Here is a 20,997-nt window from a genome sequence, read left to right as displayed (position 1 = left end):
TTTAATTATTCAGCTGTTTTGCCAATGTTAAAATAATGGTACAAATAATTTTATATGGAGGTAGAATAGATGAGTTTCCTAAAAAATAAGGTAGCCTTGATCACTGGGGCTGGCCGGGTCGTCCTCAGCAATGGTCAGAGCGGATCAATCGGCTACGGGATTGCGACCGCCTACGCCAAAGAAGGGGCCAATCTGGTCATCACTGGCCGAAACAAGGCTAAACTAACCGCCGCCAAGGATGCGTTGGAGAAGGAGTACGGGATCCAGGTCCTACCTGTGGTTGCCGATATCAACGTCCACGCGGATAACGAAGCAGTCGTCCAAAATGTTGTTGACCAGGCAATCAAGGAATTCGGCCGGTTAGATGTCTTGATTAATAACGCCCAGGCTTCGGCTTCCGGGGTGACCCTGGCTGATCACACCAGCGACCAGTTTGACCTTGCCATCTATTCTGGACTGTATGCCGCTTTCTACTACATGAAAGCCTGCTATCCTTACCTCAAGAAGACTCAGGGCAGCGTGATCAACTTTGCGTCCGGCGCCGGTCTCTTCGGCAACTACGGCCAATGTGCCTATGCCGCCGCTAAGGAAGGCATTCGGGGGATGAGCCGAGTGGCTGCCACAGAATGGGCCAAGGACAATGTCAACGTCAACATTGTCTGCCCGCTTGCCTGGACGGCTAAGCTGGAACAGTTCAAAGAAGCCTTCCCGGACGCTTTCAAGGCCAACGTTCATGTCCCGCCAATGGGTCATTTTGGCAATGCCGAAAAAGAGATCGGCCGGGTCTGCGTTCAGCTAGCCTCACCGGATTTCAAATATATGACTGGGGAGACGATCACCCTAGAAGGGGGTCTCGGCCAGCGGCCATAATAAAAAGGGAGAAGCACAACGCCTCTCCTTTTTTATATACAATAATTTATTCTGTGCTCACCTCAGACTGGGGAATTCCCGCACAGGCTTTGGTATCAAATGTGTTCTTCCGACAGCCCCGGCTTTCAAGCGGTTATCACTGATAAAGTGAAGATGCCAGCCCGCAGTAGTAATCGTGCTGACAAGGTTTCTTGCCTATCAACGTGACCAACGTTCCTCGTATAGAGTTGTAGTCATTACCAGGTTCCTTTCTTATAAGAACCCACTGCTTATGATCATACACTCCAGTTAAATATTTTCTTCAATCCCATAAGCCGCCTGGCAGGCTCGAACTGCCGTGTCACCCTTACCATGGATGTGCTTCTACCTATCTGAGCTAAGGCGGCGTTTAAAGTATAACTGAAGCACTGGACAAAAGGCAAATTAGCCTAAGTAAAAACGACTCCCAACATTCGAACACTCGAACGTTAAGAGTCATTTTAACAGGCTTGCTAATACTAGCTACCCGTATCTTACTGGGTTTCAATTGTTACCAGCCAAGTTCCTCAGCGTTGCTTGGCAAAGCGAGCTTGCCAGCCGCCAATTCACTGAAGGCCTGGTCAATCATCCCAAAGGCCTGATCGAGCTGGTCATCGCTGATTACTAACGGTGGTTGGAAACGCAGGATGCTTCCCCGCAAACTAATGATAATCGCCCCAAGTTCAAATATCCGGTACATCAGCTTAGTGGTGGCAACTACATCCCCCTCACCTGTGGCTGGGTTGACGATATCAATTCCGCCATCCAAGCCATACATCCGAACGTCGCCGATAAAGTCGTACTTAGCCTTCTCCTGGCTAAAGAAGTCCGTCGCTTTCTTACCCAATCGGGTCGAGCGTTCCAGCAGGTGTTCGTCCTTGATCACGTCCAGGGTAGCGTTAGCCGCCGCGGTCGTAACCGGGTTCCCCGCCGTGGTGTAGACATTAGCAGCAGACCCCAAGGATTCCATAATATCCTTACGGCCGACGATTGCGCTCAGCGGCATCCCCGAAGCCAGGGACTTACCAACGGACATCAAGTCAGGCTCAATCCCTGGGAAGTTCTGAATGGACCACCATTTGCCAGTCCGCCCCATTCCCTGGTTGACCTCGTCGATAGTAAAGAGAATCCCATGTTCCTTGGCAAAATCATAAACCTTCTGCATAAAGGCTGGCGGAGTCTTGATGATTCCCCCGTCACCTTGAATTGGCTCGATTAAAATTGCCGCAGTCTCCTCGGCCGGCAGGTAGGTCTCAAATGGCTGCTTGAAGGCCGCAAACATCCGATTTACAAACTGGTCCTCACTTTCATCCGGAAGGCGGTCCCATGGTGATGGGAATGGTACCTTGACCACCCCAGGAAGAAGCGGCCCCATCTTCCGACTCATGTTCAGGGTAACGGAAGAAAGGGTCATGGAACCATAGGTCGACCCGTGATAGGCTCCTGTGAAGGAAACCATGTAAGGTCGACCGGTGTAAGCCCGGGCAAATTTAATGATGGCATCGTTAGCATCTGAGCCAGAGTTCCCCCAGGCTACCTCAACCGGACCGCTCATCGGTGCCAGAGCCGCCAAGCGTGGTGCGAGCCGCGCTGCTTGTGAATTGGCAAAGTATGCCGGCGTGTACTGGATGATCTTAGCAGCCTGCTCCTGAATGGCCTTAACGATCCTAGGATGGGCGTGCCCAGTGTTAGTCGAGCTTGCACTGGCCAAGAGGTCAATGTAGTCGTTGCCCTCAACATCAGTGATAATGGCCCCGTGCCCATGGTCAATCACAATGTCATAGTACTTAATACGGGCCGCCGTCGCAAAGGCCGCCTGCTCCTTTTCCAAAATCTGACGATTACTCTCTTCACTCATGGTCATCCGCTCCCTTCTTATTCAAGTAGGAATGTCGGACTCCATAGGCAAAGTAGATGACCAGACCAAGAATGAACCAAATCCCCGCATATAGCTTAGCCTGGTAGTCTAAACCAAGGAAGACAAACAGGGAGGCCAGGAATCCTAGTGCTGGCAGCACTGGATAAAGCGGCATCTTGAAGGCTGGGTTGGCGATATCCTTCCCCTCCCGCTTCCGCAGAGCGTAAATTCCCAGAGAAACGAACATGAAAGCGATCAGGGTCCCGGCAGAAATCAGCTGGGAAAGAAAAGCGAACGGGAAGAAGGCGCCGATCAGGATTCCACCGATCGTCAGCGTCCATAATGCTCGATTAGGCCGGTTGCTCTTATCAAGGCCACCGAGCCACTTTGGCAACATACCGTCACGCCCAAAGGAATAAATCAGCCGGGAACCAGCCATGCTCATCCCGATTAGGGCAGTAAACATCCCAACAACAGCAATAGTTTGGACAACCACGGCCACTCCACCGTGACCGGCAGCCCGCAATGCCAGGCCGACTGGCTCAGCACTATTGGCGTACTTTTGGTATGGCAGCATACCGACCAGGACCAAACTGACAGCAACGAATAGGACCACGGCGATAGCCAGAGAACCAAGGATCCCTCGTGGCATCGTCTTCTGAGGGTTAACCGCTTCGGCCGAGTTAGCCGCGATCGAGTCAAAGCCGATGTAGGAAAGGAAGATCATGGAGACACCAGCATAGATTCCTTGCCAGCCCCCAAACGGACCGTTGGCAGTTTCATGGTACTTTGGGACAAACGGAACGTAGTTGGTAGCCTTAATAGCAAATAAGCCAACTACAATGAAGAGTAGGACCGCGAAGACCTTCAAGACAACCAGGATGTTTTCTACCCGGGCTGCCCGGGAAACCCCAAACGAAATCAACAGGGCCACCAAGGCAATAACGACAACGGAGATCAGGTCGACAACCCCGCCGTCGGTTCCGAAAGCATTTGACAGTGAAGCTGGTAATTTCAACCCCATGGGGGCAATCAGCGCCCGAAAGTTGGCCGATAATCCAGAACCAACGAAGGCTAGGGCGATAAAATATTCGGCTAGCAGTGCCCATCCGGCAATCCAACCAAAAAATTCACCAAAGACAACGTTGATCCAGGAATATGCAGACCCGGCAAACGGCATCGCCGCCGCCATTTCGGCATACGCAAAGGCAACCAGCCCAGCTACTATAGCCGCCACCAGGAATGAGATGGCCACCGCCGGACCAGTATGCATCGCAGCAACTTCACCGGGAAGAGTGAAAATTGAGGTCGACACAATGGTTCCGACACCCAATGCTAGAAAATCCCGCACCCGCAGTGATCGGACCAGATGGCCGTCTTTGCTTTCGTAAACATGCGGATCTTCTTTCCGCGTGATCGTTTTCCAAAAACTCATAACTCTTCCTCCTTCATTAGAATTTTATTAGAATCATAAGAAAAACTTTAATTTATTCTACCAATTCCGTTCCTTAAGGTCAAATGTTTATTTAATTAATTTTAAATAGTCTAATATTCGATAGTCAAGCGTAATCGCTTTCATTTATTAGTTAACCCCATTTTGAATATTAGCGATTAGTCAGCTAGCGCCAGCACGTAAAATGAAAATATTTTAATACACATTTTACTAGAACTTGACTTACATCGGCTAACCCTCGACAATTTAACTAAGAATATTCATAGAAAGAAGTCTTCTCATGCTCACCGACCAAGAAATCCGCCAGGCTATCCAGGTCATGCGTCAGAGTTTTCCTAACGCTAGTACCACCTTGAAGGCCGACACCACTTTCCACTTCCTCCTCGCCACCATTCTCAGCGCCCAGGCCACCGATAAGTCCGTCAACTTCACTACTCCTGCCCTTTTTCAGCGTTTTCCGGGTCCCAACGACTTGGCCGCAGTAGAACCAGAGGATGTTGAACCCTACATTAAGCGCCTTGGTCTTTATCGCAATAAAGCCAAGTACCTGGTCAACTGCTCCAGAGCCATTGTTGATAACTTTGGCGGGACGGTTCCCCACACCCGCAAAGAGTTGATGAGTCTGCCGGGAGTGGGCCGCAAAGTGGCCGACGTGGTCCTGGCCGAGTGCTTTAAGATCCCAGCCTTCGCCGTTGATACCCACGTCAGCAGGGTGGCCCGTCGGTTAGCCATGGTCGAACCCAAGGCTACCCTCCTCCAGATCGAACACCGGCTGATGGCAGCCGTTCCGGAGGACCAGTGGCTGGATGCCCACCACAGCATGATTTTCTGGGGCCGTTACCAGTGTACAGCCCGCAACCCCAAGTGCGAACACTGCCCGCTACTGGCGATGTGCAAGTACGGCCAAGATAACGTAATGTAAAGAAATGGCGCCGCTAGTGATTGTTCACTAACGACGCCTTTATTATTGTCGCTAAATAGTCGTCTTAATCCCCATCAAAATCAGCATAATCCCGAGGACCAGTTTAATGATCAGAGTTCGTTGGGACTTTCTGGTCAGCCAAAGAATCACTGGTGGGGCCAAAAGCGCACCAACCAGCGAGCCTGCAACCAATCCGCCAGCGGCTGCCCAGTCAACACTCCCGCCAGTCAGATGTAAGATGGCACCGACAACCGACATCCCTACCAAGACATAAGCCGAAGTAGCCGAAGCATTGGCCATTCTGACATTCAATAAAAGCAGGCCAGCGGTGATCGGTCCGCCGCCACTAAGCCCCGCGATACCGACCATCAGGCCACCGAGAATCCCGTAGGCTACGCTCCCCCATTTGGAGGCTACCTGCTTTCTAACCGGCTGGTGGTAAACCTTGTAGATCAGCTGAATTCCCAGAGCAACGAGGATCAGGCCGATCACCAGCTTATAGGTTTGCTCAGGCAGCCAGGGTGACAGCCAGAAACCAACGAAGATACTGGGAATCGCCGCTACCAGCATCCGGTTGCCGAGGTGGAAATCAATCATTCCCCGTCGGTAATAGGCCCACGAGCCAAGAACTAGCGCTGGCAGAGCGGTCACAATCGAAGTGGCCGCAGCAGTAGCGGGCGGCAGGCTGAAGAGAGCCGTCAGGACACCCAGGTAGATAGCACCCCCACCTCCACCGAGAGAGATGACAAAAATGCCTACCAGCAGGCCAACTGTAATCAATAGAATCAGGTTACTTATCAAGTTTTATCGAGTCTCCTTTTCAATCTCGCACCACTAGGCGGTTCATACCAAAGGTGATCACAAAAGCGGCCGCCAGAAAGACAATGACCACCCAGTACGGATACTGGTAGTTCATGTCCAGCAGAGCCCCCGAAATCAGTGGACCAATGATGTTGCCAACACTGGTCAGGGACATATTGATCCCGTTCAGCAGTCCCTGGTTGCTCCTGCTCATCTTAGTCAGCAGGGTAGTAATCGCCGGTCGCAGCATATCAAAGGCCTCAAAGACAATCAGCGTTGCCACCACCAGCTGCCAATGAGAATGGTCATAGATCACGAAAACCGTCCCCACAACACTAAGGAAGAAGCTGTACCGAATCAATCGAACCTCCCCCATCCAGTGAACCAGGCCCTCGAAGAAGAAAACCTGGAGAATCAGGGAAATGATTCCATTCAGTGTCAGGACCAGGGCGATCGTTGCCAGGTCGAAGTGGTGCACCTCATTGACGTAGAGACTGTAGATACTTTCAAAGCCCGCTAGGCCGAAAGCGGCCACGAAGATCATTGCAAACAGGGTGATGAGGGCTGGGGTCATCAGTTGGCGCAGCTGGGTCCAGGTACTCCCCAGCAACTGGTTTTCTGGATGCTTGGTCGTGCTCTGGAAACGTTCATCGTTGTCACGGGGCAGGAGGCTCCAGGCCACCACGGTACTAACCAGGCCCAGAGCACCCGCAACCCAGAAGGGAAACTTATAACTGACATTAGCTAGGATACCGCCCAGACCAGGACCCAGGATCAGACCACCACTGAAAGCCGCCGAGAGCCAACCGATTACCTTTGCCCGCTGACGGGCAGTCGTCAAATCGGCAGCCAAGGCCATCGAGGTCGGCACAAACATTGCCGCCGATAGGCCGTCGATCGCCCGAGAGATATCAAATGCCCAAAGGTGCTGGGCAATTGCAAATAGAAACTCGGCGAGAGAGAAGATCAACAGGCCCCACACCAGCATTGGCTTCCGCCCGATCTTATCGGAGATCCGACCGACCACCGGCGAGGCCACGAACTGGACGAAGGCAAATAAAGAAGACATTACCCCCATGTCGAAAGCCGAGAAACCATATTCGTTCTTGATAAAGGGCATTACCGGGAAGATCAAGCTCATCCCCAAGCAGATTAGGAACTCGCAAAAGATAACGGTGGCAATGATCCTTTTTACTTCTTTGGTCATTGTTACTTATTTCCTTTCTCAGACGAAAAGGGACTACGACAATCGTCATAGTCCCTTAAGTATATTTATCACTACTTTAGCACCTTTTAGCTTGTTTGGCTACTTTTTCGTAGCAGCCAGGCTCTCCGCATACTTTTCCTTGATAAAATCAGCTGAAGTCTGGAGCTTCTTGAGTTCTTCCTCTGTCAAGTCCAACTGGGACTGGGCAACGATCCCATCGCGGCCAACTACCGCTGGGTATGACAGGTACACGCCATATTCAGCTCGGTAGTTGGAAACAGGCAGTTCAGTCAAGGCGTTGGAAAGAATAACGTTGACCAGGCGAACTGCTGCGGTGGCAACCCCGTAACTGGTGTATTTTTTACCCTGGAAAACTGTCCAGCCACCCATCTTGGCCTCCTTGTCCAGTTCATCTAGATCAAGGCCTTTCTCCTTAGCTAGCTTGGTGATCGGCTGGTCAAGAACCTTAACCGTCGACCAGGCCGTAAACTGGGAGTTTCCGTGTTCACCGAGGTTGTAACCAGCCACGGAACGTGGATCAACGTGTAAGCGATCGGCCACCGCCCGCTTCATCCGGGCGGAGTCCAGCAGGGTCCCGGTTCCAATGACGTGCCCCTTCGGCAGGCCGGTGATCTTCTGGTAGAGAGAGGTAATCACGTCAACTGGATTGGTGATCACTACGATCTTACCATTAAAGCCGCTATCCTTGATTTTTTGGGCAACATCAGCAACGGCATCTCGAGTAAACGGCAGCTCCGCAAACCGATCCGCGTTTGGATTATCCTGAAGCTTAATGTTGCCGACCGCGGAAACGATCACGTCGGTATCTGCGAGGGCCGCATAGTCGTTGACAACAATGTTGGTATGGAACGGTAGATTAGCCATCGCATCCTTGAAGTCTAAGGCATCCGCCTTGGCCTTTGCCTCATTCGTGTCGATCAGTACCAGGTCGTCCGCAAAACCATTAGCGACGATGTAGTGGGCAACGGTTGACCCGACATGCCCCATTCCGATTACTGCAACTTTTCGTGCCATTATTAAGACCCCTTTCGTCTAATCAATCTCATTGAATTTTAATATAGCACGGTTTAACATTAAACGCCAGTCCCACTATAAACTTTCGACTATCCCACCGTCATGGTCCACACTCTCTAGTAATGAGCAGTATTTTTCAGAGCAATCGTATTTATAGTAGACATCTTTTCAAATTGATTTTCGTTATAAAAAGTGTTGACAACAATGAGAAAGTTATTATAATAAAGCCATAATCAATTAATCAAAGTTAAACATATCGAAAAGCAGAGTAAGCAACTAAACCTTCAAGAGAGCTTCTGGCTGGTGTGAAGGAGCAGGTGTCGTTGCCGAAGATGGGCTTGGAATGGTACTGGCGATCGTGATTAGCCAGTAACGGGTTAGCACACGTTATTCGTGCTAGGTAATTCTAACTGAGGTTAGAGTAACCTACTGAGGCTGGGTCGGTGACGGTCCAGCGAATAAAGGTGGTAACACGAAGCACTCGTCCTTTAGTTTAAGGGACGGGTGCTTTTTTCATTTCCAGTACCGACCTTGATTAATTAATGCAGCAAGATATTACGAAAGGGAGTTATTACTATGCGGAATCGAAAGAAGAAAAGAACAATCATCTGGGTGGTTGTCGCCATCCTGGTTATCATTGCCGGCTACTTCAGCTTTGTTCGGCCCCGTCAGGAGAGCCAACGGACGGTAACCGTCGGGATCATGTCCGGGGACAAGAACGAGGCCAAGCTATGGCAATCTGTTGCCAAGACCGCCAAGGATAAGTACCACGTCACAGTTAAGACCAAGGACTTCACTGACTACAATCAGCCAAATAAGGCCCTGCAGAATGGTGACATTGACCTAAACGCCTTCCAGCACAAGCTTTTCTTAAAAAGCTGGAACAAGGCACACCACACTGACATCGTGTCCGTCGGTGATACCTACATCACCCCTATTCGAGTCTACTCCAACAAGTACAAGAACTTGAAGGACCTGCCCGACAACGCCACGGTTGCCGTACCGAACGACGCCACCAACGAATCACGGGCCCTCTTCGCCCTGAAGAACGCCGGATTGATCACCCTCAAGAAGGGAACAACCCTGGCTAGTGCTAATTCTGTTGCCAAGAACCCTAAGCACATCCAATTCAAGGAATTAGCCGCTGAACAAACCGCTCGTTCCCTGAAAGACGTCGACGCTGCGGTGGTCAACACCAACTATGCCCAAGCCGCTGGAATCAACTACAAATCCGCTATTTTTGTTGAACCAATCAACAAGGATTCCGAACAGTGGGTCAACATCATTGCTGCCAAGAAGAGCAACAAGGACAAGAAGACCTACCAAGACGTGGTCAAAGCATACCAGACCGAAAAGACGAAGCAATTCATCAAGAAGCACTATGGCACCGCTGAATTACCAGCCTGGGACCTGAACTTCAATAAGTAATAGGAGGACTTTGTATGGCAGACCCAATCATTAACCTACAAAATATTAATGTAACCTTTAAGCAGGGTAAAAAGGTGGTTCGCGCCGTTCAAGACGTCTCCCTCGAAATTCAACCCGGCGATATTTACGGAATCGTCGGTTACTCCGGGGCTGGAAAGTCAACATTAGTACGAACGATTAACCTCCTGCAAAAGCCAACGGATGGGACGGTGATCGTCGCTGGCGACACCTTCTTCAGTGACCACCATCAGCAGGTTTCTAATAAGGAATTACAGAATAAGCGTCGTAAGATCGGTATGATCTTCCAACACTTCAACCTGCTCAACGAAACCTCGGTGATTGAAAATGTTCTCTTTGCCCTTAAGCACAGTAACCTCGACAGCGATGCTCAGGAGAAGAAGGCCTTGGAGCTGCTCGACCTGGTCGGCTTGAAGGATAAGGCCGAATTCTACCCCGTTCAGCTCTCCGGCGGTGAACAGCAACGGGTTTCAATCGCCCGGGCGCTAGCCAACGACCCGCAGATTCTGATCTCCGACGAGGCCACCTCGGCCCTGGATCCCCAGAACACCAACCAAATTCTCGACCTCTTGAAGAGTCTCAATCAGAAAATCGGCCTGACCGTTGTCTTAATCACTCACGAAATGGACGCCGTCAAACGGGTAGCCAACAAGATCGCCGTGATGGAACACGGTAAAGTCATCGAAAAAGGCGCTCTCCAGGACGTCTTCCTGCGACCGAAGGAAGAATTGACCCGGCAGTTTGTTGGTGGCTCCCTGGCTGCTATCGATACCCTTAAGTCCTTCAACCTTGACCACCTCAACGATAACGAAGAACTCTTCCAGCTGGTCTACAACGGCAACAACGTGACCCAGTCAATCATCGTTGAGCTCTACAAACGTCTCAATGTCGAGGCCAGTATCCTCTATGGGAACGTCGAGGTCCTCAGTGGGCAGCCGGTCGGTACCCTGTTCATCATCGTCAAGGGCGACCAGGCCCAACGTGACCAGGCTGTCGACTTCCTTAAGCAAAGCAACGTAACCGTAACTAAGATTAATGATAGGAGGATTTGGAATGAGTAATCTTTTACCAAACGTAATTCAGCTCGGCTGGGGTGGTGACAACGGTTGGGGAACCTCAATCATTCAGACCATCTACATGACCTTCTGGCCAGCAATATTTGGTGGCATCCTCGGTCTCCTCTTCGGGGTCGCCCTGGTAATCACCGAACCCGGTGGTATTCTTGAGAATAGATTTTGGTTTAACGTCTGTGATAAAATTGTATCAATCTTCCGGGCCATCCCGTTTATCATCCTGTTGGCCTTCATCGCTCCATTCACCCAGCTGCTGGTTGGGACCCAGATTGGAACGACTGCAGCCCTGGTCCCACTGACCATCGGTGTGTTCGGCTTCTACGCCCGGCAGGTTCAGGTCGCCCTAGAAAGTGTTGATCACGGTAAGGTCGAAGCGGCTGAGGCCATCGGCGCAACCAACTGGGACATCATCGTGGATGTTTACCTACGCGAGGCCCGGTCTGAACTAACCAGGGTCTCCACAGTGACCTTGATCAGCCTGGTAGGCCTGACTGCCATGGCCGGCGCTATCGGTGCTGGTGGCCTGGGGAACACCGCCATTTCTTACGGGTACAACCGCTTCAACAACGATGTAACCCTGGTTGCTACCCTGCTCGTATTGCTGCTTGTCCTGATTATTCAAGTAGTTGGTGACCTCATCGCCAAGAAGCTTGATCACCAGACTCGCTAATCCATTCTAACTCACCCCCCAATAAAGGAGGCATTACTATGGAAACCAACGAACAAGTCCGCATCCTGCAAGAGCTGATTAGAATCCATTCTGTCAACGGCAACGAGATTGCAGTGGCAGATTACTTGGAAAAGCTGTTTTCAGCCCACGGTATTGACGTCACCATCGATGCCTTTGGCGACCGCCGCGCTAACTTGATCGCCCAGATCGGTGAAGGTACCGACCCCCGTATCCTTGGCTTTACCGGTCATATGGATACGGTAGCAGTGCCAGACGCGAGCCGCTGGCAACACGATCCTTTCGCCGGTGAAGTTGTCAGTGGCCACATCTACGGCCGGGGGGCTGCCGACATGAAGAGCGGCCTGGCTGCTCAGGTGATTGCCTTGATCGAGTTAAAGGAGGCCGGGGATCTGCCGGCCGGGACCCTCAAGTTCATTGCCACAGCAGGTGAGGAACTAGGGACCCCTGGGGCTTGGCGCTTAGAGAAGCAGGGCGCAGCCGATAAATTGACGGCCCTGGTGGTCGGGGAACCGACCGGCGGCAACGTTGTATTCGCCCACTCTGGCAGCATCACCTACCGAATTACCAGCATCGGTAAGTCCGTTCACAGTTCCCATCCTGACCAGGGAATCAACGCCATCGACGGCCTGCTCCACTTCATTGAGCAGGAGCGAGCTCTCTTTACTGATGTGGCTGATGACCAGTATCTAGGCAAGGTTCAGCATAGTATCACCATTATTGAGGGTGGCAAGCAGGCCAACACAATCCCTGACCAGGCTCAGCTTTTCGGCAATATTCGGCCAACTGCTGTTTTTAATAACCAGGCCGTCACGGCCCGCCTGACCGATCTGATAGACCAGCTCAATCACCAAACTCCATTCCAGTTAGAAATGGAGATCACCCAAAGCTTCGGACCAATTCTGACCGAGCCGGACAATGACTTCGTTCAGTTGGCTCTCCACGCTGCCCAGCGTAACTACCCGAATGACGTGGAGCTCAAGACAATTAACGGTGCTACCGACGCCAGCGTCTTCACACTCAATCGGCCAGACCTTCCCGTGGTCGTCCTCGGCTGTGACTCCTGGAATATGGCCCACCAGACCGATGAATGCACCACGATCCCCAGTTACCTGGCGGCAATCAAAGCCTACAAGCAGATTGCCCGTGACTTCTTCAATTAGAATTTAATAAACTCCCCAAAGGCTGATGAGAAATCGGCCTTTTTGTTATTAGTTGATAATCTTTTATAAAAAGCGCAAATTGTTTATGAAAAAGTGAAAATTGCCCCAGATAATTTTTGGGATCGTTCACTATTCGAAAATGGGTTAAAATTAGCTACTTGTCCCCGCAGAGAACATTATGATAAATCATTAACCATTCCTAAGCATTCGATAAGTTCTGTCGCCGTTTTGCTTATTAAAAAATTAGCCAATTATTATCAGCACGATGGCCGAGAATTGCTATAATAAAGGTGTTGAGAGATAACAAAGCATTTAGAAAAGGAAGGGTGTTTACCATGATGTCAGCTTTAAGTAACATGATTGCTGTTGTAAGTTTTGTTGGAATTATTATAGCTTCTGCTGCCGGGATGTTTGTAGGTGGTAAACCCCAACAATAATCTAAATTAAATTAAGCAATTATTCATTTATAACTAAAACGGCCACAGTGATGATTTTCAAGATCATTACTGTGGCCGTTTTGACTTTCTATTGAAAGAGCTGACGATACTCCCCATAGCCAGCCTGTTCTAGCTCGTCGACTGGAATGAACTGGAGGGCAGCAGAGTTAATGCAGTAGCGTAGTCCGCCCCGGTCAACCGGACCATCCGTGAAGACGTGCCCCAGATGGGAGTCGGCCTGCCTGCTGCGGACCTCGGTGCGCTCCATGCCAAATGACTGATCGCGTTTCTCTCTGACAACCCGCTTGGCGATTGGCTTAGTGAAAGACGGCCAGCCGCAACCAGCATCATACTTGTCTAGCGATGAGAACAGCGGCTCACCGCTGACCACATCGACGTAGATTCCCGGCTGGTCGAAACGGTCATAGCGACCGGTAAATGGACGCTCCGTAGCAGCATCCTGAGTAACTGCATATTGGGTCGGCGTCAGACGCTGACGAAGTTTCTCCTTATCCTTGTCTGTCATCTAATTAATCATCCTTTCTCAATTTAAAAAGGGTCCCAGCCGTGCTGAAACCCGTTTGTTAATTATTTATTAATCAACCTTGACTGGAGTTGCCGGCGTCTCCCCTTTAACCAAGGCTAGGTTGTTATCCAAGGCCTTCACCACCATGTTGCGCACCGCATGGGTAGTATAAAAAGCGGTGTGCGGCGTAACCAGGACATTTGGCCGATCGATCAGGTCCTTAAGCCGGGCATCTGGGAATTTCTTCCCTCGCCAGTCGGCGTTGAAGATCCCAACCTCGTCTTCGTAGGTATCCATCACGAAGCCAAAGAGCTTTCCACTGTCCAGGGCACGGACCACCGCGTCTGTGTCCACCAGGGCGCCTCGGGAAACGTTAACCAGAACGGCGTTGTCCTTCATCTTGGTAAGTGTCTCGTCGTTGATCATCTTGATGGTGTTCTTCAGTGCTGGCACGTGAAGGGAAACCACGTCCGCCTGGGCGTAGATGTCGTCCAGGGAATCAACATAGTAGCCAGCCGCCTCAAGCTTCGGATCATGGAAGACATCGTAGGCAATCACCTTGGCCCCGAATCCTTCCACAATCTGCATGTAGACCTGGCCGATGTGTCCGGTTCCAATTACCCCTACCGTTTGGTCACGGACCTCACGTCCGATCGTTGGTGCCCAGCGCAGGTCCCCGCTCTCAATCTTACGGTCCAAAACCTTGGTCTGCCGTAAGATCCGAGCCGTCTGGATAGCGGCATGCTCGGCAATTGCATTCGGCGAGTAAACTGGAACGTTGGTAATCTCAAACCCCAACTCCTTAGCGGTGGCCATGTCAATATTGTCGACACCAACATTCCGCAAGGACATCTTGGTGATCCCCTCATCGGCTAAGGCGCGCAGGGTTTCTGGCGTGTAGTCCAGCTGTTGGTAGACCACCACCCCATCAGCGCCTGCTGCCTGCTTAGCGGTCTGCGGCGTCAGCAGATCACTGGTATAGTCAACAGTAACTTCCGGATGGGCAGCTGCCCACTCCTTCAGGTATGGTTCCTCATCCTTACGAATACTGTAAGCATAAATTTTAATCATTAGCGTTCCTCCATTTCGTTGTGCAGCAACTAGCATCGCGAGGATAACCCTTCCTCAAGACCATTATCCCGGAATTGACCGTTAAAGCCAACTATTTTATCCAAACATAAAAGAACCTTTTTGCTTGCCCTGCAACATCGCCACCGGCATAATTGATGAAAAAGGAGTTGTTAATATGTTCAATCTGCCCCTTGGTATCGGCCAAATCCACGCCATGCATGAGTTATTCAAGACTGACCCCCGTCTGGCAATCATCGTCATCGCACTGTTGATTGTCCTGGCCTTTTATTTCAATAACCGACGCTAACCTTTCAGCTGGGCTCCTAAGTCATAAGCCCGCTGGCCGTATTGATCAATCTGGGGATGGGCCAGGGCGCCATGGTCCCAGCATCATGCCAGCCAAGATAGTCAACCAACTGGCCGTAGTTGATCTTCATCGAGTCGAAAACGTGCTCATCTGGGTCATAGGCTGTCGCGAACATCATGACCTGCTTGGCGGTCTGCTTCAGTTCCGCGTTAACTTCATAGAAACGGTCAATGACGGTCTTGAGCAGTGAACTCATCGCGTAGTAGTAGACCGGGGTCACCAACACCACCAGGTCGGCGGCGACAACCTTATTCAAGAGCTGGGCACCATCATCATCCTGGGGAATTGGATCCTCATTTTCCGCCACCATGACGAAGTTAGTTTGGTGGTCAACCACGTTGTAGCGGTCGACCTGATGGCCAGCCGCGATAGCCCCGGCAATAAAACGGTCAGCCAGGTAGGTCGATGCCCCGTTGGCGTGGGCGCTGCCTGAAATCACAATAATCTTCATCAGATCTCACCCTTTCTATTTACTCACCTTTACCTTAACGAATCCGCCGCCCGGTGACAACCATTTTGCCGCCAGGCGGTTTTTTCATAATCTTTTTTAGTAACACTTGTTATAAAATCATAAATCACCTATAATGAAGTTAATAATCTTTATTATAGGAGGATGGTTTATTATGAACCGTTTATCAAATAAGTAAGCAGAAACTAATCTTAATCCTCGTGATTGCGGCCGTGGCCCTCCTCCTCCAATATGTCTTTCACGAACCGCTGTTCGCCCAGGCCCTGGTCAGCGTGGTTGGAGCTGCCGTAGCACTAAACATGTTCATCGGTATGATCAAAACCCTGCGTTCCGGCAAGTACGGGGTTGACTTGCTAGCGATCTTGGCTGTAGTTGCCACCCTGGCCGTCAGTGAGTACTGGGCCGCAATGGTCATCCTGGTTATGCTGACTGGGGGTGATGCTCTGGAAGACTACGCCGCCAAAAAAGCCAACACGGAACTTAAGTCCTTACTTGATAACTCACCCCAGGTGGCCCACGTTATCACTGACGATGGTAGCACGGATGTCAAGGTCGATGATGTCCAGATCGGTCAGGACGTCCTGGTCAAACCCGGCGAGCTGGTTCCCGTCGATGGCAAGATCATCAAGGGATCCGGCCTGTTTAACGAGTCCTCACTGACTGGGGAATCCAAACCGGTTGACAAGGGAGTCGGTGACGAGGTAATGTCCGGATCAGTCAACGGTGACAGTGCCGTCACCATCGCTGTTATCAAACTGGCTAAGGACAGTCAGTATCAACAGCTGGTTAAGCTGGTCAAAGAGGCCGAAAATACCCCGGCCCACTTTGTCCGGCTGGCTGACCGGTATGCAGTCCCCTTCACCATTATCGCCGTTTTAATCTCACTGGCCGCCTGGTGGATCTCTAAGGATCCGCGACGGTTTGCGGAGGTCCTGGTTGTTGCCTCGCCGTGTCCCTTGATTCTAGCTGCCCCGGTGGCAATGGTATCGGGGATGAGTCGAGCATCACGGAATGGGGTCGTCGTCAAAACCGGGAGTGTTCTGGAAAAGCTGGCTGCTGCCAAGACCGGTGCTTTTGACAAAACCGGGACAATCACTAGCGGCCAGCTATCAGTAGATGATGTACTTCCCAGCAACGATGCTGATCGGAACCGCCTCCTCCAGTTTGCCGCCAGTGCCGAACAAGGGTCATCCCACATCCTTGCTCGGTCCCTACTGGCCTACACCAGCCAGCATGCGGTTAAGCTCCTTGCCGTTACCAATCTGGTTGAATCCACCGGAAAAGGAATCGCTGCTACCATTGCTGGGCATCAGATCAAGGTTGGCAAGTTAAAATACGTTGCGCCCCAGAGTGATCAACTTCCGCTAAAGACCACCGCAATCTACGTCAGCATCGATGGCAACTACTATGGGGCCATCACGTTCACCGATCATATTCGGCCGGAAGCCGCACGGATGATGACCACCCTGCGTAAACTCGGCGTCACCAATCTGGTGATGCTGACTGGTGACCAGCGCGCCATTGCCGACCAGGTTGCCAATCAGGTTGGCATTACCAACATCGCGGCCGATCTCCTGCCTCAGGATAAAATTACAGCCCTCAAGAACATCCCGGCCAACCTCCATCCGGTCTTCATGGTTGGTGACGGAGTAAATGATGCACCATCACTTGCGACAGCCGATGTTGGAATCGCCATGGGGGCTCATGGGTCATCAGCCGCCAGTGAATCAGCAGAGGTGGTAATCCTAAAAGACGATCTCTATAAGGTTGCCAAGGCCGTTGCCATTTCCAAAGACACCATCAAGATCGCCAAGCAGGCGGTCCTGATTGGAATTGCCATCTGTACCTTCTTGATGCTGGTTGCTACCACCGGAATTATCCCGGCATTTGTCGGTGCCATGCTCCAAGAGGTTATCGACACCGTCTCGATCTTGTGGGCACTAAAGGCTCGGTAGATACAAGGTCAAAATTGCAACATATTAGTTACTGTCCAACGCTCACGATTCGTCGTGGGCGTTTTCATTTACCCAGTCCCGTAGATAATAGGCCAATCAGCTAAAAGTGTCCTTTTGCGTTTCTATATCCATGTAGTTATTCAAATTACGTCATGTCATAATTAAGAATGCATTTAGAAGCTTTGAAAATCACATAATTTAGTTAGAAACCTGTTATAGTTGAAACATAGCAAAAGCAGTAACAGTAGTTCAAACGAAAGGAGTGATGCGGATGGCAGCATGGAAAAAATGGTGGGCATTCTGGGCCTTCCTAATTCAGGCGCTAGTTGCTGGTGGAGGAATCCTTCTCTGGTACTTTCAAGATCAAGCCTGGGCGCAAGTTGTCCTTGGCTGGCTAGCGACCAACCCGGGACAGGTCACCATGGTCGTGATTGCCAGTTACTTGCTCCTGATCGCCCTGGTGACGATCGGGATCGCAGTCTTCCGGCCAACCACAACCAAGAAGATGACCATTGTCCACGATGGTCCCTACCAGATGCGGGTTGACCAGACCGCCGTAGAGAAGAATCTTTGCCTCGCCCTGGCCGATTACGACCTCTACAACACTGACGTCAAGGTTAAAATGCACCGTAACAGTCAGCAGGCAGACGTCACTGTGGGTGGGATGCTTTCCCAGCGTTCCAATCCCCAGCTCCTGCGACGCAACATTCAACACACGATTGCCCAAAACTTGAAGCAGCAGTTCGACATTGATCTGCGCAAATTAAAGGTTAACTTAAAGCCATACAGTCACAAGCAATACGTCGCGATCGTCTAGGAGGTGCGCAATGAAACTCACAATAATATTCGTGGTAATCGGTCTGATCATCAGTGTCAGCTGGGTCGCCTGGGGATTTCTCCCCATGCTGGCAATCCTATTGACTACCCTAATTCTCGGTACCATTGGCTATGTTCTCGACATCATGGGATATTCTCTCAACAAATTTACGAGTAAGATGCTCGAAAAGATCAGTAACTAACCATTTATAGGAGGAATTACACTATGACAACCACTAATCAAACTAACCAACCAACAACTAAAAACGCTGTTGACCAACAACTAACTTTTGATGACCAGGTAATTGAGAAGATCGCCGGAATTACTGTTAGTCGGGTTCCCGGGATTGTTTCCCTCGACGGCAATATGTTCAGCGAATTTGCTGACAAGGTGACGTCCGGCACCAACGTTACTAAGGGGATCAAGGTTGACGCCGGAGAAAAGCAAGCCGCCGTTAAGATGGATGCCACTATCGAGTATGGCAAGTCCGCCCCCGAGATCTTCAAGGCCGCCTGCCAGGAAGTTGCTACGGCCCTAGAACAGATGACTGGGCTGAAGCTGGTCAAGTTCGAGCTTCACATCAACGACGTTAAAACCAAGGAAGAACTGGCCAATAATAACAAGGACGAGAAAAAGATCGCATAGCAAAGGAACAGTCGACAACATCGTTAATACACGCACGGGAACGTGACTGAGGTCATTTATGACTGCGCCCCCGTCTGTAAAACACAAATAGGGCTCCAGAGTTCGGTTTTACCGAGCTTCGGAGCCCATTTGTGTACTGTACGCATAGCGTTTATTAGTCCCGCCGCAGTTGCAGGTGGTCGTTGAACAACTTGGTCAGATAAATGATAATAGCCAGGTAGATTGCCCAGACTATCCATGGGGTGGCTGGGGATAATGTCAAATTGAAGACCCAGGCCAACGGACCAACAAAATGGTCATGCTGGTAGGTCGGCAGCATCCCCGTACTTAGGTTGCTTAACCCGCTCACCAGCATCATCAGCAGGATGACTGCTACTACCGGCAGGCCAATACCAACGATTACCTTCCATTTCCGATTCAAGAGACTGAAGCCGTTCCCAATCGCTTGGCATGTGAAAACCATCGTCAGAAGACCACCAAAGTTAATCAGAATCTCTTGCCAATCGCCGAGTGGCCGATATGCCATCGTCAGAAGCTCGTCCACAAGATAGACCAGCGTTGAACTGAGCAGGAGAGCAATCAGCCGCCCCTGCCAAAGAGTTGAGCGGGAGATGCCATTTTGAATCGCCCACTTGAAGTCACTATAGGGGGTAACCAGGAAGTAGGCCACGAGAATGACCGGCAGGAAAGCCACCAGTGTCTCCGGGATTCCCTGCAGGCTAACCAAAAAGGAGGTTAAATTATGGCTGAAAGCCAGGCCGATCAGGTAGGTTACCAACTCAAAGCCAACAATCCATGCCACCATGATCAAGGCCGCCAAGCCTAGGCGATGAAAGACGTTGCTAGCAACCATTTTCTGTTTCGTATTAATCATCGTTGCGTTCGCCTCCGTTCGTTAAGTAGATGAACAGGTGTTGCAGGTCGTAATGACCGAGTTTAACCTGATCAGGAATAGTCCGCTGGTCGTCAAGATCGTCCAGAAGGTAGGCCGTCCGAATATTACCCAGATCCTCACTGGCTAAGACCCGTAGGCCAGCCGTGTACTCATCGACCAGTTTAGCTGGCCCGCTGACGGTGTAGGCCCGATCAAGCAGGTGCTGAACCTGGTCATCGGCAATCACCTTGTGCTGGTCGATAATAATCACGTGCTCCACCAGCTGTGCGATCTCCGAAATCAAGTGAGTTGATAGAACGAAGGTCCGTGGCTTAGCCTGGTAGGACTTTAGCAGTTCCTTATAAAAGATATCCCGGTGGGTAGCATCGAGGCCGAGGACTGGTTCATCCATCAGGATATAGTCCGCGTCGACGTTAAGGGCCAGCACCAGCTTGGCAATTGTTTGCTGCCCAGTCGATAGGTCGTTAATATGCTGCTGGTCATTGAGGCCAAACTCCCGCAGCTGCCGGGCCGCGGTCTGATAGTTGAACTGTCCGTAAGCCTCGTTGGCCAGGTCAAAGGTCCGCCGAATACTGGTCCGTTTAGGGTAGAGGTTGGCCTCACTCATCAAGAACATTCGCCCGAGGACGTCATCGTTGTTATTGGCGTCCTCGGTCCCCAACTTGACTGTCCCAGCCGTTGGGAAAATCCGGTTGGTAATAATGTTCAACAAGGTCGACTTTCCGGCCCCATTACGCCCAAGCAGGCCATAAATCTTGGCTGGCGCTAGAGTAAACGAAACATCATCCAAGACCAGCTGACGGCCAAATTTCTTTGAAATGTGACTAATGCTTAATTGTTCCATCTTGTTCCCCCCGTTCGATCAGTTCAATCAGGTGCTCCTTGGTGATACCAAGCTTGGCGGCCTCCACCAGGAGCTTCTTGACATAGTCATTGTAGAAATTATCCTTGCGGCGTTCCATGATCTTCTGTCGAGCCCCGGGACGAACAAACATCCCCAGCCCCCGTCGCTTCTCCAAAAGTCCCTCGTCAACCAGCATATTCATCCCCTTAAGAACTGTGGCCGGGTTGATATGGAGCTGTTGGGACAGTTGGGTCGTCGATGGTACCTGGGTTTCTTCGTCAAACCCACCGGTAAAGATCATTTCCTCGATCTGAGCTGCTAATTGCTGATACAACGGTGCGGAATCATCAAAATCGAATTGCACAGGATCACCTCTCTTTAGTTACTTGGTTAATTACTCATGTAACTAAGTATATAAGCGGTAAGGTATAAAAGCA

Annotated in this window: 22 protein-coding genes, 1 tRNA gene and 1 other annotated feature; of the genes, 11 read left to right on the top strand and 12 right to left on the bottom strand. The window is 50.9% G+C overall.

Annotated elements, in window-relative coordinates; translation table 11 throughout:
• Positions 1–69 precede the first annotated feature (69 nt).
• Positions 70–870, top strand: a complete 801-nt coding sequence (locus CK797_RS06620; RefSeq protein WP_104688969.1) for an SDR family NAD(P)-dependent oxidoreductase — start codon at positions 70–72, stop codon at positions 868–870.
• Positions 871–1,182: 312 nt separating this feature from the next.
• Here CK797_RS06620 and CK797_RS06615 read toward each other — a convergent pair.
• The 3 genes from CK797_RS06615 to CK797_RS06605 form a co-directional block, all read right to left on the bottom strand.
• Positions 1,183–1,256: transfer RNA gene (locus CK797_RS06615), tRNA-Thr, on the bottom strand.
• A 143-nt stretch (positions 1,257–1,399) separates the two neighbouring features.
• Positions 1,400–2,746 carry an aspartate aminotransferase family protein gene (locus tag CK797_RS06610; RefSeq protein ID WP_104689041.1) on the bottom strand — a complete coding sequence of 449 codons (1,347 nt, stop codon included), beginning with the start codon at positions 2,744–2,746 and terminating at the stop codon, positions 1,400–1,402.
• Positions 2,739–4,181 carry an APC family permease gene (locus tag CK797_RS06605; protein ID WP_104688968.1) on the bottom strand — a complete coding sequence of 481 codons (1,443 nt, stop codon included), beginning with the start codon at positions 4,179–4,181 and terminating at the stop codon, positions 2,739–2,741. The genes CK797_RS06610 and CK797_RS06605 overlap by 8 nt, the downstream gene beginning before the upstream one ends.
• A 298-nt stretch (positions 4,182–4,479) precedes the next feature.
• Here CK797_RS06605 and nth point away from each other — a divergent pair, with 298 nt between their 5' ends.
• Complete coding sequence (gene nth, locus CK797_RS06600; protein WP_104688967.1) at positions 4,480–5,121, top strand: endonuclease III; 642 nt, start codon at positions 4,480–4,482, stop codon at positions 5,119–5,121.
• Positions 5,122–5,172: 51 nt separating this feature from the next.
• On the opposite strand, the gene CK797_RS06595 is transcribed toward nth, so the two are convergent.
• The 3 genes from CK797_RS06595 to CK797_RS06585 all read right to left on the bottom strand — a co-directional run bounded on the left by CK797_RS06595 (position 5,173) and on the right by CK797_RS06585 (position 8,164).
• Entirely contained in the window at positions 5,173–5,922 is a 750-nt protein-coding gene (locus CK797_RS06595) for a sulfite exporter TauE/SafE family protein (RefSeq protein WP_225365037.1), read from the bottom strand.
• A 19-nt stretch (positions 5,923–5,941) separates the two neighbouring features.
• Entirely contained in the window at positions 5,942–7,129 is a 1,188-nt protein-coding gene (locus CK797_RS06590; RefSeq protein ID WP_104688966.1) for an MFS transporter, read from the bottom strand.
• A 99-nt stretch (positions 7,130–7,228) separates the two neighbouring features.
• The gene (locus CK797_RS06585) at positions 7,229–8,164 is read right to left on the bottom strand and encodes an L-lactate dehydrogenase (RefSeq protein ID WP_104688965.1); all 936 of its coding nucleotides are present in this window, start codon (positions 8,162–8,164) and stop codon (positions 7,229–7,231) included.
• Between the two features lie 247 nt (positions 8,165–8,411).
• Positions 8,412–8,656, top strand: a binding site (T-box leader).
• Positions 8,657–8,740: 84 nt separating this feature from the next.
• On the opposite strand from CK797_RS06585, the gene CK797_RS06580 reads away from it, so the two are divergent.
• The 4 genes from CK797_RS06580 to CK797_RS06565 are packed head-to-tail and all read left to right on the top strand — an operon-like array spanning position 8,741 to position 12,534.
• Entirely contained in the window at positions 8,741–9,592 is an 852-nt protein-coding gene (locus CK797_RS06580) for a MetQ/NlpA family ABC transporter substrate-binding protein (protein ID WP_104688964.1), read from the top strand.
• 14 nt (positions 9,593–9,606) lie between these two features.
• Complete coding sequence (locus tag CK797_RS06575; RefSeq protein WP_104688963.1) at positions 9,607–10,671, top strand: methionine ABC transporter ATP-binding protein; 1,065 nt, start codon at positions 9,607–9,609, stop codon at positions 10,669–10,671.
• Positions 10,646–11,353, top strand: coding sequence for a methionine ABC transporter permease (locus tag CK797_RS06570; RefSeq protein WP_412458026.1), 708 nt, complete (start codon positions 10,646–10,648; stop codon positions 11,351–11,353). Before CK797_RS06575 ends, CK797_RS06570 begins: the two co-directional genes overlap by 26 nt.
• A 38-nt stretch (positions 11,354–11,391) precedes the next feature.
• Positions 11,392–12,534 (top strand): ArgE/DapE family deacylase, encoded by a 1,143-nt coding sequence (locus tag CK797_RS06565; RefSeq protein WP_104688961.1) that lies wholly within the window; start codon positions 11,392–11,394, stop codon positions 12,532–12,534.
• A gap of 525 nt (positions 12,535–13,059) precedes the next feature.
• On the opposite strand, the gene msrB is transcribed toward CK797_RS06565, so the two are convergent.
• Together msrB and CK797_RS06555 are read right to left on the bottom strand one after the other, a co-directional pair.
• A complete protein-coding gene (gene msrB, locus CK797_RS06560; RefSeq protein ID WP_104688960.1) occupies positions 13,060–13,497 on the bottom strand; it encodes a peptide-methionine (R)-S-oxide reductase MsrB in 438 nt (145 codons plus the stop codon).
• Positions 13,498–13,566: 69 nt separating this feature from the next.
• Entirely contained in the window at positions 13,567–14,568 is a 1,002-nt protein-coding gene (locus CK797_RS06555) for a D-2-hydroxyacid dehydrogenase (protein WP_104688959.1), read from the bottom strand.
• Positions 14,569–14,743: 175 nt separating this feature from the next.
• Here CK797_RS06555 and CK797_RS09210 point away from each other — a divergent pair, with 175 nt between their 5' ends.
• On the top strand, positions 14,744–14,875 hold the full coding sequence (locus tag CK797_RS09210) for a hypothetical protein (protein WP_263851303.1): 132 nt from the start codon (positions 14,744–14,746) through the stop codon (positions 14,873–14,875).
• 16 nt (positions 14,876–14,891) lie between these two features.
• Here CK797_RS09210 and CK797_RS06550 read toward each other — a convergent pair whose 3' ends face one another.
• Positions 14,892–15,386, bottom strand: a complete 495-nt coding sequence (locus CK797_RS06550; RefSeq protein WP_104688958.1) for a flavodoxin family protein — start codon at positions 15,384–15,386, stop codon at positions 14,892–14,894.
• 188 nt (positions 15,387–15,574) lie between these two features.
• Here CK797_RS06550 and CK797_RS06545 point away from each other — a divergent pair, with 188 nt between their 5' ends.
• From CK797_RS06545 to CK797_RS06530, 4 genes are all read left to right on the top strand, one after another.
• The gene (locus CK797_RS06545; RefSeq protein WP_104688957.1) at positions 15,575–17,359 is read left to right on the top strand and encodes a heavy metal translocating P-type ATPase; all 1,785 of its coding nucleotides are present in this window, start codon (positions 15,575–15,577) and stop codon (positions 17,357–17,359) included.
• 271 nt (positions 17,360–17,630) lie between these two features.
• Positions 17,631–18,176, top strand: a complete 546-nt coding sequence (amaP, locus tag CK797_RS06540) for an alkaline shock response membrane anchor protein AmaP (protein ID WP_104688956.1) — start codon at positions 17,631–17,633, stop codon at positions 18,174–18,176.
• Between the two features lie 10 nt (positions 18,177–18,186).
• Positions 18,187–18,378 carry a hypothetical protein gene (locus tag CK797_RS06535; protein WP_104688955.1) on the top strand — a complete coding sequence of 64 codons (192 nt, stop codon included), beginning with the start codon at positions 18,187–18,189 and terminating at the stop codon, positions 18,376–18,378.
• A gap of 23 nt (positions 18,379–18,401) precedes the next feature.
• Positions 18,402–18,821, top strand: a complete 420-nt coding sequence (locus CK797_RS06530; protein ID WP_104688954.1) for an Asp23/Gls24 family envelope stress response protein — start codon at positions 18,402–18,404, stop codon at positions 18,819–18,821.
• A 154-nt stretch (positions 18,822–18,975) separates the two neighbouring features.
• Here the strand turns inward: CK797_RS06530 and CK797_RS06525 are convergent, their stop codons facing one another.
• Genes CK797_RS06525 through CK797_RS06515 form a run of 3 tightly spaced genes read right to left on the bottom strand, consistent with a single transcriptional unit; the run spans position 18,976 to position 20,924 of the window.
• Complete coding sequence (locus CK797_RS06525) at positions 18,976–19,695, bottom strand: hypothetical protein (protein WP_104688953.1); 720 nt, start codon at positions 19,693–19,695, stop codon at positions 18,976–18,978.
• Positions 19,688–20,560, bottom strand: a complete 873-nt coding sequence (locus CK797_RS06520; RefSeq protein WP_104688952.1) for an ABC transporter ATP-binding protein — start codon at positions 20,558–20,560, stop codon at positions 19,688–19,690. Before CK797_RS06520 ends, CK797_RS06525 begins: the two co-directional genes overlap by 8 nt.
• Positions 20,541–20,924, bottom strand: coding sequence for a GntR family transcriptional regulator (locus tag CK797_RS06515; protein WP_104688951.1), 384 nt, complete (start codon positions 20,922–20,924; stop codon positions 20,541–20,543). The genes CK797_RS06520 and CK797_RS06515 overlap by 20 nt, the downstream gene beginning before the upstream one ends.
• Positions 20,925–20,997 lie beyond the last annotated feature (73 nt).

It is taken from the genome of Limosilactobacillus pontis, assembly GCF_002940945.1.
Classification (GTDB): domain Bacteria; phylum Bacillota; class Bacilli; order Lactobacillales; family Lactobacillaceae; genus Limosilactobacillus; species Limosilactobacillus pontis_A.
This window is presented reverse-complemented; position numbering and strand designations above follow the sequence as displayed.

What these genes read in the sequence shown, in the direction of transcription:
- CK797_RS06620 (WP_104688969.1), top strand. Translation starts at nt 70, where the DNA reads ATGAGTTTCCTAAAAAATAAGGTAGCCTTGATCACTGGGGCTGGCCGG.
- CK797_RS06610 (WP_104689041.1), bottom strand. Translation starts at nt 2,746, where the DNA reads ATGAGTGAAGAGAGTAATCGTCAGATTTTGGAAAAGGAGCAGGCGGCC.
- CK797_RS06605 (WP_104688968.1), bottom strand. Translation starts at nt 4,181, where the DNA reads ATGAGTTTTTGGAAAACGATCACGCGGAAAGAAGATCCGCATGTTTAC.
- nth (WP_104688967.1), top strand. Translation starts at nt 4,480, where the DNA reads ATGCTCACCGACCAAGAAATCCGCCAGGCTATCCAGGTCATGCGTCAG.
- CK797_RS06590 (WP_104688966.1), bottom strand. Translation starts at nt 7,129, where the DNA reads ATGACCAAAGAAGTAAAAAGGATCATTGCCACCGTTATCTTTTGCGAG.
- CK797_RS06585 (WP_104688965.1), bottom strand. Translation starts at nt 8,164, where the DNA reads ATGGCACGAAAAGTTGCAGTAATCGGAATGGGGCATGTCGGGTCAACC.
- CK797_RS06580 (WP_104688964.1), top strand. Translation starts at nt 8,741, where the DNA reads ATGCGGAATCGAAAGAAGAAAAGAACAATCATCTGGGTGGTTGTCGCC.
- CK797_RS06575 (WP_104688963.1), top strand. Translation starts at nt 9,607, where the DNA reads ATGGCAGACCCAATCATTAACCTACAAAATATTAATGTAACCTTTAAG.
- CK797_RS06570 (WP_412458026.1), top strand. Translation starts at nt 10,646, where the DNA reads ATGATAGGAGGATTTGGAATGAGTAATCTTTTACCAAACGTAATTCAG.
- CK797_RS06565 (WP_104688961.1), top strand. Translation starts at nt 11,392, where the DNA reads ATGGAAACCAACGAACAAGTCCGCATCCTGCAAGAGCTGATTAGAATC.
- msrB (WP_104688960.1), bottom strand. Translation starts at nt 13,497, where the DNA reads ATGACAGACAAGGATAAGGAGAAACTTCGTCAGCGTCTGACGCCGACC.
- CK797_RS06555 (WP_104688959.1), bottom strand. Translation starts at nt 14,568, where the DNA reads ATGATTAAAATTTATGCTTACAGTATTCGTAAGGATGAGGAACCATAC.
- CK797_RS09210 (WP_263851303.1), top strand. Translation starts at nt 14,744, where the DNA reads ATGTTCAATCTGCCCCTTGGTATCGGCCAAATCCACGCCATGCATGAG.
- CK797_RS06550 (WP_104688958.1), bottom strand. Translation starts at nt 15,386, where the DNA reads ATGAAGATTATTGTGATTTCAGGCAGCGCCCACGCCAACGGGGCATCG.
- amaP (WP_104688956.1), top strand. Translation starts at nt 17,631, where the DNA reads ATGGCAGCATGGAAAAAATGGTGGGCATTCTGGGCCTTCCTAATTCAG.
- CK797_RS06535 (WP_104688955.1), top strand. Translation starts at nt 18,187, where the DNA reads ATGAAACTCACAATAATATTCGTGGTAATCGGTCTGATCATCAGTGTC.
- CK797_RS06530 (WP_104688954.1), top strand. Translation starts at nt 18,402, where the DNA reads ATGACAACCACTAATCAAACTAACCAACCAACAACTAAAAACGCTGTT.
- CK797_RS06525 (WP_104688953.1), bottom strand. Translation starts at nt 19,695, where the DNA reads ATGATTAATACGAAACAGAAAATGGTTGCTAGCAACGTCTTTCATCGC.
- CK797_RS06520 (WP_104688952.1), bottom strand. Translation starts at nt 20,560, where the DNA reads ATGGAACAATTAAGCATTAGTCACATTTCAAAGAAATTTGGCCGTCAG.